The sequence below is a fragment of the Sedimentitalea nanhaiensis DSM 24252 genome (genome assembly GCF_000473225.1).
Taxonomy (GTDB): domain Bacteria; phylum Pseudomonadota; class Alphaproteobacteria; order Rhodobacterales; family Rhodobacteraceae; genus Sedimentitalea; species Sedimentitalea nanhaiensis.
This window is the reverse complement of the sequence record NZ_KI421509.1, coordinates 1,458,775-1,473,231: the sequence shown is the minus strand read 5'-3', so window position 1 is coordinate 1,473,231 and position 14,457 is coordinate 1,458,775. Positions and strand designations below refer to the sequence as shown.

The 14,457-nt window shown below is 60.1% G+C and carries 14 protein-coding genes; 7 read left to right on the top strand and 7 right to left on the bottom strand.

Translation table 11 applies throughout. The features are described from left to right. The first annotated feature begins 61 nt into the window (after positions 1-61). A complete protein-coding gene (locus NANH_RS0108930; protein ID WP_027261725.1) occupies positions 62-640 on the top strand; it encodes a DUF924 family protein in 579 nt (192 codons plus the stop codon). 15 nt (positions 641-655) lie between these two features. Here the strand turns inward: NANH_RS0108930 and NANH_RS0108925 are convergent, their stop codons facing one another. Then, positions 656-1,105: a DUF1515 family protein gene (locus tag NANH_RS0108925; RefSeq protein WP_027261724.1), complete on the bottom strand. Its 450-nt coding sequence runs from the start codon at positions 1,103-1,105 to the stop codon at positions 656-658. A 156-nt stretch (positions 1,106-1,261) separates the two neighbouring features. Here NANH_RS0108925 and lpdA point away from each other — a divergent pair, with 156 nt between their 5' ends. From lpdA to NANH_RS0108905, 4 genes are all read left to right on the top strand, one after another. Further along, positions 1,262-2,656, top strand: coding sequence for a dihydrolipoyl dehydrogenase (lpdA, locus tag NANH_RS0108920; protein WP_027261723.1), 1,395 nt, complete (start codon positions 1,262-1,264; stop codon positions 2,654-2,656). A 69-nt stretch (positions 2,657-2,725) separates the two neighbouring features. Next, positions 2,726-3,286 carry a methyltransferase domain-containing protein gene (locus NANH_RS0108915; RefSeq protein WP_027261722.1) on the top strand — a complete coding sequence of 187 codons (561 nt, stop codon included), beginning with the start codon at positions 2,726-2,728 and terminating at the stop codon, positions 3,284-3,286. A gap of 78 nt (positions 3,287-3,364) precedes the next feature. Continuing rightward, positions 3,365-6,217: an excinuclease ABC subunit UvrA gene (uvrA, locus tag NANH_RS0108910; RefSeq protein WP_027261721.1), complete on the top strand. Its 2,853-nt coding sequence runs from the start codon at positions 3,365-3,367 to the stop codon at positions 6,215-6,217. Positions 6,218-6,255: 38 nt separating this feature from the next. Next, positions 6,256-6,846, top strand: coding sequence for a VOC family protein (locus tag NANH_RS0108905; RefSeq protein WP_027261720.1), 591 nt, complete (start codon positions 6,256-6,258; stop codon positions 6,844-6,846). Between the two features lie 7 nt (positions 6,847-6,853). On the opposite strand, the gene NANH_RS0108900 is transcribed toward NANH_RS0108905, so the two are convergent. The 5 genes from NANH_RS0108900 to NANH_RS0108875 all read right to left on the bottom strand — a co-directional run bounded on the left by NANH_RS0108900 (position 6,854) and on the right by NANH_RS0108875 (position 12,163). Beyond that, positions 6,854-7,234: a hypothetical protein gene (locus NANH_RS0108900; RefSeq protein WP_027261719.1), complete on the bottom strand. Its 381-nt coding sequence runs from the start codon at positions 7,232-7,234 to the stop codon at positions 6,854-6,856. Between the two features lie 87 nt (positions 7,235-7,321). Next, positions 7,322-8,200, bottom strand: coding sequence for a 3-hydroxyisobutyrate dehydrogenase (mmsB, locus tag NANH_RS0108895; RefSeq protein ID WP_027261718.1), 879 nt, complete (start codon positions 8,198-8,200; stop codon positions 7,322-7,324). A gap of 10 nt (positions 8,201-8,210) precedes the next feature. Further along, a complete protein-coding gene (locus NANH_RS0108890) occupies positions 8,211-9,263 on the bottom strand; it encodes an enoyl-CoA hydratase/isomerase family protein (protein WP_027261717.1) in 1,053 nt (350 codons plus the stop codon). Between the two features lie 8 nt (positions 9,264-9,271). Then, positions 9,272-10,414: an acyl-CoA dehydrogenase family protein gene (locus tag NANH_RS0108885; RefSeq protein WP_027261716.1), complete on the bottom strand. Its 1,143-nt coding sequence runs from the start codon at positions 10,412-10,414 to the stop codon at positions 9,272-9,274. A 633-nt stretch (positions 10,415-11,047) separates the two neighbouring features. Next, positions 11,048-12,163 carry a carboxylate-amine ligase gene (locus NANH_RS0108875; protein WP_027261714.1) on the bottom strand — a complete coding sequence of 372 codons (1,116 nt, stop codon included), beginning with the start codon at positions 12,161-12,163 and terminating at the stop codon, positions 11,048-11,050. A gap of 167 nt (positions 12,164-12,330) precedes the next feature. Between NANH_RS0108875 and NANH_RS0108870 the strand changes: the two genes are divergently transcribed. After that, positions 12,331-13,179: a class I SAM-dependent methyltransferase gene (locus NANH_RS0108870; RefSeq protein ID WP_027261713.1), complete on the top strand. Its 849-nt coding sequence runs from the start codon at positions 12,331-12,333 to the stop codon at positions 13,177-13,179. A 120-nt stretch (positions 13,180-13,299) separates the two neighbouring features. Further along, positions 13,300-13,743, top strand: coding sequence for a DsrE family protein (locus NANH_RS0108865; RefSeq protein ID WP_036050637.1), 444 nt, complete (start codon positions 13,300-13,302; stop codon positions 13,741-13,743). Between the two features lie 64 nt (positions 13,744-13,807). Here NANH_RS0108865 and NANH_RS0108860 read toward each other — a convergent pair whose 3' ends face one another. Beyond that, complete coding sequence (locus tag NANH_RS0108860) at positions 13,808-14,401, bottom strand: L,D-transpeptidase (protein WP_027261711.1); 594 nt, start codon at positions 14,399-14,401, stop codon at positions 13,808-13,810. Positions 14,402-14,457: the final 56 nt, after the last annotated feature.

Below are 14,457 nucleotides of genomic sequence, written 5' to 3'. Positions count from 1 at the left end.
ATTTTGTAAAAGAGTCTTAGCTGAATATGTGCTGGGGGACTTTTGGAGTGGAGAACAACTCATGGTTGGCCCTGAAGATGTATTGAGTTTCTGGTTGGACGAAATCGGCGAATCCGGGTGGTATACGCAGGATGACGCCCTGGATGCCGAGATTTCCCGTAGATTTAAAGACGCATGGCAAGGCGCATGTGATGGGCGATATTCTCTGTGGTTAACCTATCCCAGCGGAACCTTGGCCTATATCATTCTGACCGATCAGTTTCCGCGCAACATGTTCCGGGGCGATAAACGGTCTTTTGCCTCGGACAGGGTGGCGTTGGCTGCGGCCAAGGCTGCCGTTGACCGGGGCTGGGATCTGCGGATCGACGAACCGGCGCGGCAATTTTTCTATCTGCCCATGATGCACTCGGAAAACCTGTGCGATCAGGAGCGTTGTGTCCGTCTGATGTGCCAGCGGATGCCGGAATCCGGCGCATCCAACCTGTTGCACGCACGCGCCCATCGCGAGGTGATCCGCCAGTTCGGTCGCTTCCCGTACCGCAATCAGGCGCTGCAACGCAGCTTTACCCAACACGAAGCCGCCTATGTGTCGGCTGGCGGCTATGGGGAAACCGTGCGGGAATTGCAGGCCGCCGGTTAATCGGATTGCTCGGGATCAGCTGCTTGGCAGCTGATCCGGTGCTTCGCCGGGTACGCACCCGCGCATGCGTGCGATGCCGGCCACCGCCTGATCGGCCGCGCGGTCTATTGCATGATCAAGCAGCTTCGTTGGCGCGTCTCGAAGCTGCTGCATGGAACTCTGCATGCTGGCCATTCGCTCTTCTATCGTGTCGACGCGGGCGTTGATCCGGGTCATGGTTGCTGACGACACGTCCTGTGACTGCCCGCGCAGCGCGGCCAGGTCGCCGCGGAGGGCGGCGATTTCCGAGCCGGTGTCCTGAACGCTTTGGGTCAGCGGACCCACCACATTCAGGTGTTCGGAGAACGACTCGCTCAGCGAATTGACGCGGCTGAACAGCATGAGCAACAGCACCAGACACAACGTCACAAGCATCAGGGTGGCGTTCAGCGCTGCCAGAAACAGGTCTTTCAGAGTCTTGGCCATGGGAGTCTCCGTTGGTTGGACGTCAAACTATCACGTGGTGTCGGGGTGGGAACCGCAATCTCGCGGCGGCGGATCCGCATTGATGTCTTTGCATTGCTCCAAACCTGTTGCTAGGTTAGCTGAACATCGATTTTGCCCCTTTTGACAAGGTAGACCATGACCGAAAAATCCTTCGATCTGATTGTAGTGGGGGCCGGACCCGGGGGGTATGTCGCCGCGATCCGAGCCGCCCAGCTGGGACTGAAAGTCGCCATTGTCGAGCGCGAACACATGGGCGGGATCTGTCTGAACTGGGGCTGTATTCCGACCAAGGCCATGCTGCGCTCGTCCGAGGTGTTCCACCTGATGCAACGCGCCAAGGAATTCGGGCTCAAGGCGGATGGCGTAGGGTATGATCTGGACGCGGTGGTCAAACGCAGCCGTGCGGTCGCCGGGCAATTATCCGGCGGCATCGGCCATCTGATGAAGAAGAACAAGATTACAACCCTGATGGGCGAGGCGACGCTGCCCGCCAAGGGCAAGGTGTCCGTCAAGACCGAAAAGGGCGAACAGGTTCTGACCGCCAAGAACGTCATCCTCGCTACCGGCGCACGGGCGCGCGAGCTGCCGGGGCTTGAGGCCGATGGCGATCTGGTATGGACCTACAAGCACGCGCTGACCCCGAAACGCATGCCGAAAAAGCTGTTGGTGATCGGGTCCGGCGCAATTGGAATTGAATTTGCCAGTTTTTACAACACGCTGGGGGCGGACACCACGGTGGTCGAGGTGATGGACCGGATCCTCCCGGTCGAGGATGCCGAGATCAGCGCCTTTGCAAAAAAAGCCTTTGTCAAGCAGGGCATGACAATCAGGGAAAAGGCGACGGTCAAGCAACTGGACCGGGGCTCGGGAAAGGTGACCGCGCATATCGAAACCGGCGGCAAGGTCGAAAAGCTGGTGTTTGATACGGTGATTTCGGCTGTTGGGATCGTCGGCAATGTCGAAGATCTGGGGCTGGAAAAGCTGGGTGCCAAGATCGACCGCAGCCATGTGGTGGTCGATGAATACTGCCGCACCGGTGTGGACGGGCTGTATGCCATTGGCGACATCGCGGGCGCGCCCTGGCTGGCGCACAAGGCCAGCCACGAGGGCGTCATGGTGGCCGAGCTGATCGCGGGCGGCAATCCGCACCCTGTGCGGCCCGAAAGCATCGCGGGCTGCACCTATTGCCAGCCACAGGTGGCCAGCGTGGGGTATTCCGAGGCCAAAGCCAAAGAGCTTGGCCATGACATCAGAGTCGGTCGTTTTCCCTTTATCGGCAACGGCAAGGCCATTGCCTTGGGCGAGGCTGAAGGGCTGATCAAGACCGTGTTCGATGCCAAAACCGGCGAGCTTTTGGGCGCGCATATGATTGGCGCCGAGGTGACAGAGCTGATCCAGGGCTATGTGGTGGGCCGACAGCTGGAAACCACCGAGGAGGATCTGATGAACACGGTCTTCCCGCACCCGACCCTGTCCGAAATGATGCACGAAAGCGTACTGGATGCTTATGACCGGGTCATCCACATGTAGAGGGCTTTACGGGCGCTCTGCTCTGCGCTGTTTTTACGCCGATTTTCAGAAGCCATAGGGGCGGTGGCGATGGTGTCTCTCAATCGGGTTGTGATGCAGAAATCCAGCCGCGCGTGGATTAATGGCCTGTGTCCCGAAAAACTCGACGTGGCCGAAATCTCGGGTAAATGGGGCGCGGGATTTGGGTTTCGTTCGTACCGGGCCTTTCGCTATCCCCGTTTTGACATCTGCGCCGGGCCGATTACGGATGACAACGGCAAGATCCGCAAGTTCGATTTGATACTGGCCAACCAGGTCTGGGAGCATCTGGACCGCCCCTATGCCGCCACCAACAATGTGCGACGGATGTTGAAGAAGGGCGGGTATTTCTGGCTGGCGGTGCCGTTCCTGGTCCGGTTTCACGCCGCGCCGGCCGACAACTCGCGTTGGTCGGCGCGAGGGTTGAAAAACCTGCTGATCGAAGGCGGGTTCCAGCCCGGCCTGATCCGCGTCGAGCAATGGGGAAACCGCAATGCCGCGCTGCGCAATCTGGAAGACCTCTGGCCGCCCGAGTATGACGCGGGTCGCGACACGCTCGAGAATGATCCGAAAATGCCGATCATGGCCTGGGCCATCGCACAGCGCAGTTAGGTGTTCATGAAATGTTCACATTTTTCTGTTGGAGACTCGCCAGTAAGCCACTATGTCTGACTCGGATACGGGGGCATCATGGCTGAGCTGAAGCATATCGAAGTGCGCGGCGCGCGCGAGCACAATCTGAAGAACATCGACGTGGACATCCCGCGCGATCAGCTGGTGGTGATCACCGGCCTGTCTGGATCGGGCAAGTCGTCGTTGGCGTTCGATACGATCTATGCCGAAGGGCAACGACGCTATGTCGAAAGCCTGTCGGCCTATGCGCGGCAGTTTCTGGACATGATGGAAAAGCCCGATGTGGATCATATCAGCGGTCTTTCCCCGGCGATTTCCATTGAACAGAAAACAACCTCGAAGAACCCGCGCTCGACCGTCGGCACGGTGACCGAGATATATGACTACATGCGCCTGCTGTACGCGCGCGCGGGGACACCCTTTTCCCCGGCGACCGGACAGCCGATCGAGGCCCAACAGGTGCAAGACATGGTCGACAGAATCATGGCGATGCAAGAGGATACGCGCGCCTATCTGCTGGCCCCCATCGTGCGCGACCGCAAGGGCGAGTACCGCAAAGAGTTCCTCGAACTGCGCAAGCAGGGGTTCCAGCGGGTTAAGGTCGACGGCGAATTCTACGAACTGGACGACGCGCCGGTGCTGGACAAGAAATTTCGCCATGACATTGACGTGGTCGTCGACCGGCTGGTGGTGCGCGAGGGGCTGGAAACCCGGCTGGCGGATTCCCTGCGCACGGCGCTGGATCTGGCCGACGGGATCGCGATTCTGGAAACTGCGGGCGATGATCCCGAACGCACCGTGTTCAGCGAAAAATTTGCCTGCCCCGTCAGCGGATTCACCATTCCGGAAATCGAACCGCGCCTGTTTTCCTTCAACGCTCCGTTTGGGGCCTGCCCGCAGTGTGACGGGCTTGGGATGGAACTGTTCTTTGACGAACGCCTGGTGGTACCGGATCAGGGCCTGAAAATCTATGACGGCGCGCTGGCCCCGTGGCGCAAGGGCAAATCTCCCTATTTCCTGCAAACCATTGAGGCCATCGCCAAACATTACGACTTCGATAAGAACACCAAATGGAAAGACCTGCCAGCGCATGTGCAGCAGGTGTTTCTGTATGGGTCGGGCGACGAGGAAATCCCATTCCGCTATGACGAGGGCGGGCGCGTCTATCAGGTGACCCGGGTGTTCGAAGGCGTCATTCCCAATATGGAACGGCGCTATCGCGAGACCGATTCAAACTGGATCCGCGAAGAATTCGAACGTTACCAGAACAATCGTCCCTGCGGCACCTGCGACGGATACCGCCTGCGCGAAGAGGCATTGGCGGTCAAGATCGCCGGGCTGCATGTGGGGCAGGTGGTGCAGATGTCGATCCGCGAGGCATTTGAGTGGTGCGAAAGCGTGCCGGAGCATCTGAGCAAACAGAAGAATGAAATCGCCCGCGCCATTCTCAAGGAAATCCGCGAACGTCTGGGGTTCCTGAACAATGTCGGATTGGAATATCTGACGCTGTCGCGGGCCAGCGGCACGTTGTCGGGAGGGGAAAGCCAGCGGATCCGGCTGGCCAGCCAGATTGGATCCGGGCTGACCGGTGTGCTTTATGTGCTGGACGAGCCCAGCATCGGGCTGCATCAGCGCGACAATGACCGGCTGCTGCTGACGCTCAAGAATTTGCGCGACCAGGGCAATACGGTGATCGTGGTCGAACATGACGAAGAAGCGATTCGCGAAGCGGATTATGTCTTTGACATCGGCCCCGGTGCCGGGGTGCATGGCGGGCAGGTGGTCAGCCACGGGACCCCCGAACAGGTGGCGGCGGACCCGGCCAGTATTACCGGTCAATACCTTACCGGCGTGCGTGAAATCCCGATTCCGGCCAAGCGACGCAAGGGCAAGGGCAAATCGGTCAAGGTGGTCAAGGCAACCGGCAATAACCTGAAATCGGTCACAGCCGATTTTCCCCTGGGCAAATTTGTCTGTGTCACCGGGGTGTCGGGCGGCGGCAAGTCGACCCTGACCATCGAAACCCTGTTCAAGACCGCGAGCATGCGCCTGAACGGCGCGCGCCAGACACCGGCCCCGTGCGAGACAATCAAGGGGCTGGAGCATCTGGACAAGGTGATCGACATCGACCAACGCCCCATCGGGCGCACGCCTCGATCCAATCCGGCCACCTATACCGGCGCCTTCACTCCGATCCGCGACTGGTTCGCGGGCCTGCCCGAGTCCAAGGCGCGCGGATATAAACCCGGCCGGTTCAGCTTTAACGTCAAGGGTGGGCGCTGCGAGGCCTGCCAGGGTGACGGCCTGATCAAGATCGAGATGCATTTCCTGCCCGATGTTTATGTCACCTGCGAGACCTGCCAGGGCGCGCGATACAACCGCGAGACGCTGGAAATCCGGTTCAAGGGCAAGAGTATAGCCGACGTTCTGGACATGACGGTCGAAGACGCGCAGGATTTCTTCAAGGCCGTTCCCAGCATCCGTGAAAAGATGGATGCGCTGATGCGCGTCGGGTTGGGCTATATCAAGGTGGGCCAACAGGCGACGACGCTATCAGGCGGCGAGGCGCAGCGGGTCAAACTGTCCAAGGAACTGGCGAAACGGTCGACCGGGCGCACGCTGTACATCCTGGACGAGCCGACGACGGGGCTGCATTTCGAGGATGTGCGCAAACTTCTGGAAGTTCTGCACGAGCTGGTCGAGCAGGGCAACTCGGTGGTGGTGATCGAACATAATCTCGATGTGGTGAAGACCGCGGATCATATCATCGACATCGGCCCCGAAGGCGGCGATGGCGGCGGCGAGATCGTCGCAACGGGCACGCCCGAACAGGTTGCCGCAGAAGCGCGCAGCCACACAGGGCGCTATCTGAAACAGATGTTGGACAACCGGCGGGTGGCTGCGGAATAGGGTCGTGGCCATAAGAGCGGTGAAATCGGAGGATCCAAATGCGCAAGCTACAGACCCAGGGAGTGCATCACATTACGCTGACCGGGGCGGATCGGCAAACCACCATCGATTTCTGGGAGGGCGTGCTGGGCATGCCCTTTGTGTTCGATCAGCCGAACCTGGATAACCCGGCCGAGGGTCACGTCTATTTCGATCCCGGCGATGGGCGGCTGATCACCGTGTTCACCAACGAAGAACGCAAAGGATCGCCCGAGCGGACCCCGACAGATCCCGGCTGTGTGCATCATCTGGCCTTTGCTGTCAGCCAGGCAACGTTTTGGCAGGCGGTCGAACGACTGGATGAGCGCGGAATCTCTCATTCCGGGGCCAAGGATCGCGGGTTCATGGATTCGATTTATTTCAAGGATCCGCTGGGGATGTTGATCGAACTGGCCAGCTATCGATTCGACCCGCCAGGCGGTTGCACGCATGCCGACGTGATGATTGCCGCCCACCGGATTCGGGTTGCGCGCAACGATCACCACATCGACCGCATTCACCTGGCGGACGCGATTGAACAGCTTGTGGGTGAAACACAAAAATCGCTGTCCAAAGACCGGACACCCAAAGATCCCTATCGCCGGCCCTGACGAAGCATCAGTTCAGCAAGGCGGCTGCCGCTCCGATGAAATCCAGAATTTCGCGGGTGTCGCGATTGACCCGGAAGACACTGTCGCCTACTCGGTAGTAGGTTTCAGTGGGGATCAGCCCGTAGCGGCCTGGGTTTGGGATTACGATATAGTCATCATCGCGATCGATGCGCTCGCCCACACGATAGCGGCGGAGATCTTCACCGTCGTGGTATTTCCTGGCCTGTCCCGGCGGAACGCAGGGCGGGTTTTTCTTTGCCAGTCCCGGTGGGCAACTGGCGGTGGCGTGGTTTGATTTTTGTTGCTTGTTGTCCTTGGCAGAACCGCTGATCGGTGCGGCCAGCGCGAGTGCCAGGGCGGCAAGCAAAATTGGTGTGTTCGGCTTCATTTCGAGCTCCTGTATATGTCCATGATATAAGCGCTCAGCACCCGGAATGTTCCCGAGTGGCCGAATTTTTCCGAGTCCCGGGCGGATTCAAGCGCCGCCGCGATGGCGCTTTTCGAACCGGGGCAGCATGGCACTGAAATCCATTCCTTTGCCGTTCTCATTCTCGACGAACTGCGCGTACAGGGCCTGTGCCAACTGGCCCATGGGCGTGTCGGCATCCGCGCTTTCGGCGGCCTGCTGGGACAGACGCAGGTCCTTCAGCATCAGATCGGCGGCAAAGCCGGGCCTGTACGCATTATCCGCCGGGCTTTGCGGCCCCACGCCGGGCGCGGGGCAATAGGCATTCATGCTCCAGCTATAGCCTGAGGACGTGCTGACCACATCGAACATCTTTTGACGGTCCAGCCCCAGTTTGTCGGCCAGTGCAAACGCCTCGCAGGTGGCGATCATGGTCACGCCCAGTATCATGTTGTTGCAGATCTTGGCCGCTTGGCCGGCTCCGGCATCGCCGCAGTGCACGGCCTTCTGCCCCATGATCTCAAACAAGGGCGCTGCCTTGGCAAAGGCGGCGTCCGAACCGCCCGCCATAAAGGTCAGCGTGCCCCCGGCGGCCCCTCCGACGCCACCGGACACAGGAGCATCGACGGCCATCAGATCGGCCGCCTCGGCTTCGGCGGCCACGGCGCGCGCGCTGTCCACATCCACGGTCGAGCAATCGACCAGAGCGGCCCCCTTGTTCATCGACGGGATCACCTCGGCAGCTACGGCACGCAGGATCTGGCCGTTGGGAAGCATGGTGATCACCACCTCGGCCCCTGTCGCCGCAGCGGCGGCACTGTCGGCCATGGTGACACCATCGATCTGCACTGCCGCCATATCAAAGCCCGTCACCTGATGACCCGCCTTGGCCAGGTTGGCCGCCATCGGGCCGCCCATATTGCCCAGTCCGATAAATCCGATTTTCATGGTCAATTCCTCATATTTCGAAAGTCAGGGTGTCCGCACCAAGGGGTGCGAGCATCTTGTCGATTGTCGGACTTGGCACGTCTCGCCCGGCAAACTGCCAGTCCGGTTGGCGGTCCTTGTCGATGATGGCGGCACGGATACCTTCCAGTATGTCCCCGTGTTCCATGGCGCGGAAGGTAAAGCGGTATTCCAGCTCCAACGCCGTTTGGACGGCCAGAGGGGCGTCGGCGCGCAGACGGGCGATGATTTCGATTGCGCAGGCCATCGACAGAGGCGCGTTGCGCTCCATCGCCCGCAGCGCGCCGCGGGCAAAATCGCTGTTGTGCGCCCGTAGATCAGCCTGAATGCCCGACAGTGTGACGGCGGAAAACAGGCGGTCGATCGCCCCAAGATGTGGCACCATCGACCCTTGCGGCGCTGTCTTTGCATGGCGCACCACATGGGCAACATCGCCGCTGGCCGCGAGCGACTGGATCAGATCGCCCCATATATCGCGCGGGATAAAGTGGTCGGCAAAGCCCGCGTGAATCGCGTCTCCGGCATCCATGCGCGCGGCGGCGATACCCAGATAGATCCCCAATCGACCCGGCGCGCGGGCCAGAAGATAGCTGCCGCCAACATCTGGAACCAGCCCGATCCCGCATTCGGGCATGGCGATGCGGCTGCTGTCTTCGACCACCCGGTGACTGCCGTGGCATCCCAGACCGACGCCGCCGCCCATGGTAAACCCTTGCAGGAAGCTGACGACCGGTTTGGGATAGGCGGCGATCATCGCGTTCATGCGATATTCGTCGCGCCAGAACCTGCGCCCATAGTCGAAATCGCCACGTGTGCCGGTCTCGTAGAGTTCGGCGATGTCCCCGCCAGCGCAAAATGCCTTGTCGCCCTCGGCGTCGATCACCACCAGCGCAACCTGTTCGTCATCGCGCCACAGGCGCAGGGCGGTGTCGATGGCCATGCACATTTCATAGCTCAGGGCATTCAGGGCCTGGGGGCGTGTCAGCGTGATGCGACCCGCCCGGCCTTGGATGCGGATATTCAGGTCCTGTGCTAGATCCGCCATCCTGCGGCTTACCGCTCGGCCAACAGGTGCCGGGCGGTGATTACCCGCATGATCTCGTTGGTGCCTTCCAGAATCTGATGTACGCGCAGATCCCGCACCAGTTTCTCGATGCCATAATCGGCCAGATAGCCATAGCCGCCATGCAGTTGCAGACACTGATCGACAATCCGGCTGCCCGCCTCGGTGACGAACTTCTTGGCCATGGCGCAGAATTTGCTGGCATCGGGTGCGCCGGTGTCCAGCTTCCAGGCCGCCTGACGCAGAAAGACCCGCGCGGCCTGCAATTCGATCTCCATATCCGCCAGCCGGAACTGCAACCCCTGAAACTGGTCGATGGATTTTCCAAATGCCTTGCGCTCGTGCATATAGGCCAGCGTCAGGTTCATGGCTGTTTGCGCCGCCCCCAGACTGCATGCCGAGATGTTCAGGCGCCCGCCGTCCAATCCCATCATCGCGTATTTGAAACCCTGCCCCTCTTCGCCGATCAGGTTGTCAGCGGGGATCTTGCAATCGTCGAACTGCACCTGCGCAGTCGGCTGACTGCGCCATCCCATCTTGTCCTCGAGCCCGCCAAAGGACAGGCCCGGCGTACCGTCCGGCACGTAGACCGTGGACACGCCCTTGGGGCCGTCCTGACCGGTGCGTACCATGCAGACATAGGCGTCAGAATAGCCCCCGCCCGAAATAAACGCCTTGGTTCCGTTCAGGGTAAAGCCTTCGTTGCTGCGCTCGGCGCGGGTTTTCAGTGCCGCCGCGTCGCTGCCTGATCCAGGTTCGGTCAGGCAATAGGACAGCACCGTGTTCAGGCTGAGTATGTCGGGCATGATGCGCGCCTTCATCTCGTCGCTGGCAAAGCTGTCCAGCATCTTGGCGCACATGTTGTGGATCGACAGAAACGCCGCAACAGACGGGCAGGCCATCGACAGGGCCTCAAACACCAGCGTCGCGTCCAGCCGTCCCAGGCCCGAGCCGCCGCCTTCTTCGGTAACATAGATGCCGCCCAACCCCAGTTCGCCGATCTGCGGCCACAGGGACTTTGGAATTGTACCGTCCGCCTCCCATTGACGGGCAAACGGTGCGATATGCTCCTGTCCGAATGCGTGGGCCATGTCAAAGATGGCGGTTTGTTCTTCGGTAAGCGCGAAATCCATGCGGGGCTCCTGGTGTGTTGGAATTGAACGCGTGTTTAATTCCAAATTCTTACAGGAGTTTTGCAAGTCAGCGCAATGGGGGCAAGGTTTAACCCGTCGGCTAAGGATCGGGCTATGCTCCGATAGGCGGTCCTTGCGCGCCGCAATCACGGCGAGGTCTGAAACGATGACGTGGCGGATCGAACCGCGCGGGTCATGGCGGCTTTAACTGCGATGATCGGGTTTGCCAGCGTCTTTCGACCCATTCCAATTGCAAAATCTGGTCCGGTGCGGATGTAAAGTGCGCCTTGCATCTACGCCATCAACAAAGCCAGTCTTAAAGACGATGATGTCTATGATATCGATGCCCTTTCTGGATCCGGATCTTAGTTGATCACGGAAGTGCCGCACATGAAACCGTACACGTTTTCGCCTTTCCTGACCGGTAATTCCCTGACGATCGCTGTGGATGGATAGTACTCGGCGTCCCCGGGGGAATCAGTCGCCGCAAATGCCGTGCGGTTCCGGCCGCCGGCATTCCACTGTTGGCAAGCGTAGGTGATTTTGCTGCCATGCGCCGTCGTCGCAACCCCCGACGATACAGACATTCCGTCTGAAAAGGTGGCCCATGGGCCACCCGGTTTGGGGGTCTGATCATAGATCGGCGTGAAATTCCTCGATCAGGTGACGCACGACCGCCGGGCCGGGGTCCTTGTCGGCGGCGATTGCTTCGGCGTGAACGCGGCGTTGACGCGCGGTGCTGGTGCCATCCTTGACGATTGCGCGCAGGGCGGCCAGTTCCTGGGATGTCCCCAGCGCCTCGGCATCTTCGGCCAGCATCCCGATCAACTCGTCCATCAGTGTGACCATGGGTTTGATCGAACGGTCGCCGAAATCGATCAGCCCCTCGGCGGTGCCATAGCGTTGTGCCCGCCAGCGATTCTCGGCGATCAGGAAGCGGTCATAAGTGCGCCAGCGCTGGTTTCGCGCGCGCAAACGGCACAGCATCCGGATAATTGCCTGGTTCAGCGCGGCTAGCGATAGGGCGTGTTCCAGCCGGGGCGCGACATCCATGATGCGGGTTTCGAGCGTTGGAAAATTATGTGACGGACGCAGGTCCCACCATATCTTGCTGGTATCTTCGATGACCCCCAGTTCAATCAGCGTGCCGGTGGTGCGCTCATATTCGGCCCAGCTTTCGAAATGCGGGGGCAGGCCGGTACGGGGCAGGTTGTCGAACACCGTCAACCGATAGCTTGCCAACCCGGTGTCATCCCCTTGCCAGAAGGGTGATGAGGTCGACAGGGCCAGAAGGTGCGGCAGGAAATAGGACAATTGCGGCATCAAATCCGTACGCAGCGCCTGATCCTCGATCCCCACATGGACATGCATGCCGCAGATCAGCATCCGCCGCGCGACGCCACCCAACGCGCGTTGCAGCGCGTTGTAGCGGTCTTTGTGGGTATGGGTCTGGTCCTTCCAGTCGGCGAAAGGATGACAGGATACGGCAATCGGAGACAGGTTGTAATCGGCGGCATGGCGCGAGACGCAGGCGCGCAGCCGTTTCAGATCGTCGCGCGCCTCGTCGATGGTGGCACAGACCCGGGTGCCGACTTCGATCTGGCATTGCAGGAATTCGGGGCTGACCTGTTTCTGCAGATCAGACTGGCAGGCCGCCATCAATGCAGGTGGTGCTTCCGCCAGATCCAGACTGTCGCGGTCCACCAGCAGGTATTCCTCTTCGATGCCAAGGGTAAATTCCTGCTGCATGGGTTCTCTCCATTCCTGTGTTCTGACCAGTCAAGACAGTCGGGGCCGTGTTGCCAAGCAAAAAATCGGGGTTTTGGGTGCGGCCCCGGGACTTGCGGTACGACGCAGAACAGGGCAAGGCGGGTCCAACGGCATCGTGGCAAGAGACTGCAGAGGCGGCATAAGATATGGGGAACGGCGAAAAAATAAGAACGATCAACAGGCTGCTCGATGGCCTGGATGTACGGATCACCGATGGGACCGAGCATCGGGCCGAGCAGCAACGTCTGCGCGATTTCGAAGCGCGCGGCGGGCTGGATGGACCGGCCTATGCCGTGTCGCCGGGCATGGATGGCTTTGATATCGCGCCGATGAAAGCTGCCTATGACAGCCACCGGGGGGCGCTGGACCGGCTGATGGATCCCGCGCCAAACAATGCTGGATATGTTTCCGGCAATGGCTATTTTGACAGCCCGGATGCCGAGGCGCTGTATTTGATGGTCCGGCGGTTTGCGCCCAAGCGGGTGATCGAGGTGGGCTGCGGAAACTCAACCCGCATCACCCGGCAGGCGATCATCGACGGCGCGTTGCAAAGCCACATCACCGCCGTCGATCCCTATCCGCGTGCCGATATTGCCGATGTAGTGGACCGGTTCGAGCAGGCACCGCTGGAAACCGTCGACCCCGATGTGTTTTCGGCGCTCGAGGCCGATGACATCCTGTTCATCGATTCCAGCCACCAGGTCCGGATGAGCAATGACGTGGCGCATCTGTTTTGTCGCATCGTACCGGCGTTGGCGGCGGGTGTGGTGATCCACGTACACGATGTGTTCCTGCCCTATGAATATCCCAAGCGGTTCTTCTATGACTGCCCATCATGGGCCGAGCAGTACCTGCTGCATGCGCTGCTTCAGGGCGGCGGGTATGATATTCTCTGGCCGGGATATCATCTGCAACGGGATCGCCCGGACACACAGATGGCCCTGCCGTTTCTGAAACAGGGCCGGGCTCAATCTTTCTGGATCCGCAAGCGCTGACCAAGCGCCGCGGACCGAGAGGAACGAGGAAAAACCTTCCCGTGCAGGAAGGTTTGATCTGCATCAATCCACATATAATAAAATTGGAATACTTGAGACCCCTGAAACATGGAGACTCAGATGAAACAGACCCTGATTGCATTTATATTGGCCATCTTGACGACTTTGCCGGTTTCCGCCGCCGCAGAGTCCGAACAGCGCGGCCTGTTCGTCAACCTGACGACGGACGACACCTGGTCGGCGGCCAAGGCCATCATGTTCGCACACCAGAAATCGCTAAAAAATGGCCACGACACGGCGATCTGGCTGAATGTGCGCGCGGTCTATCTGGCCGACAAGAAACGACCGAGCAACGTGCCCGGCCTGATGGCGGGCGATGGGACGTCGATTCAGGATATGCTGCGCGCCTTTATCGCCGATGGCGGTACGGTGATCATGTGCGGAGCTTGCTCGAAAGCGGCCGGGTTGAGCCAGGCCGATTATATCGACGGCGTGCGTATGGGGGAGTACCCGCTGATCGAAAGCTGGCTGTTCCGGGACGGTGTGCAAACCCTGACCTGGTAGGTCACACGACCTTGCATCGCCCCCCCGTCTTGATTGGCCGGGGGGCGTTCTTGGTTTCAGAGGATTACAGCAACCGGACCTGGGTGCCGATCTGGACGAGCGGATACAGCTGTTCGACATGCTCGTTGTAAAGCCCGATGCACCCGGACGAGCTTTGCCGCCCGATCTTGCGCGTGTCATGGGTGCCGTGCACCAGATAAGCGGGCCAGTCCAGGTACATTGCGCGGGTTCCCAGCGGATTGCCTGGGCCGCCCTCCATGCGCAGGGGCAACGAGGGATCGCGTTTGCGCATAGACGCGGTCGGGGTCCAGCTGGGATTTTCCGCTTTTCGTACGATTTTGCTATAGCCGCGGCGCGTCAGTTCTTCGGACATGGGAACCGACGAGGGGAACAGCAGATAGGTTTCGCCGTCCGGTCCCCAATAATGCACCGCGCGGCTGGTGATGTCGGCCAACAGGCATCCTTTGCCCAGGGTTTCGAAATGATCCTGCCAGCGCTGAGCCTGAAACGACGAGTCATTGCGGCGCACCGGTATCTGGGTTTCAATTTCCGGTTCGTTTTCGGGAAAGGCGTCCTGCGCCCGCAAGATCGCGGGGGTCGCCAAGGTGGTCGCGACACCTAACAGGGCGCTGCGCCGGGTCATGGATTTGGGTATCATTGCTCTACCTCGTGCCGTTTTCTTTTTGCGAGATAGTCTTGCCGGCGGGTTGATAC

Bases quoted from the DNA above. Each gene is read 5' to 3' on its own strand.
- NANH_RS0108930 (WP_027261725.1), top strand. From the start codon at position 62: ATGGTTGGCCCTGAAGATGTATTGAGTTTCTGGTTGGACGAAATCGGC.
- NANH_RS0108925 (WP_027261724.1), bottom strand. From the start codon at position 1,105: ATGGCCAAGACTCTGAAAGACCTGTTTCTGGCAGCGCTGAACGCCACC.
- lpdA (WP_027261723.1), top strand. From the start codon at position 1,262: ATGACCGAAAAATCCTTCGATCTGATTGTAGTGGGGGCCGGACCCGGG.
- NANH_RS0108915 (WP_027261722.1), top strand. From the start codon at position 2,726: ATGGTGTCTCTCAATCGGGTTGTGATGCAGAAATCCAGCCGCGCGTGG.
- uvrA (WP_027261721.1), top strand. From the start codon at position 3,365: ATGGCTGAGCTGAAGCATATCGAAGTGCGCGGCGCGCGCGAGCACAAT.
- NANH_RS0108905 (WP_027261720.1), top strand. From the start codon at position 6,256: ATGCGCAAGCTACAGACCCAGGGAGTGCATCACATTACGCTGACCGGG.
- NANH_RS0108900 (WP_027261719.1), bottom strand. From the start codon at position 7,234: ATGAAGCCGAACACACCAATTTTGCTTGCCGCCCTGGCACTCGCGCTG.
- mmsB (WP_027261718.1), bottom strand. From the start codon at position 8,200: ATGAAAATCGGATTTATCGGACTGGGCAATATGGGCGGCCCGATGGCG.
- NANH_RS0108890 (WP_027261717.1), bottom strand. From the start codon at position 9,263: ATGGCGGATCTAGCACAGGACCTGAATATCCGCATCCAAGGCCGGGCG.
- NANH_RS0108885 (WP_027261716.1), bottom strand. From the start codon at position 10,414: ATGGATTTCGCGCTTACCGAAGAACAAACCGCCATCTTTGACATGGCC.
- NANH_RS0108875 (WP_027261714.1), bottom strand. From the start codon at position 12,163: ATGCAGCAGGAATTTACCCTTGGCATCGAAGAGGAATACCTGCTGGTG.
- NANH_RS0108870 (WP_027261713.1), top strand. From the start codon at position 12,331: ATGGGGAACGGCGAAAAAATAAGAACGATCAACAGGCTGCTCGATGGC.
- NANH_RS0108865 (WP_036050637.1), top strand. From the start codon at position 13,300: ATGAAACAGACCCTGATTGCATTTATATTGGCCATCTTGACGACTTTG.
- NANH_RS0108860 (WP_027261711.1), bottom strand. From the start codon at position 14,401: ATGATACCCAAATCCATGACCCGGCGCAGCGCCCTGTTAGGTGTCGCG.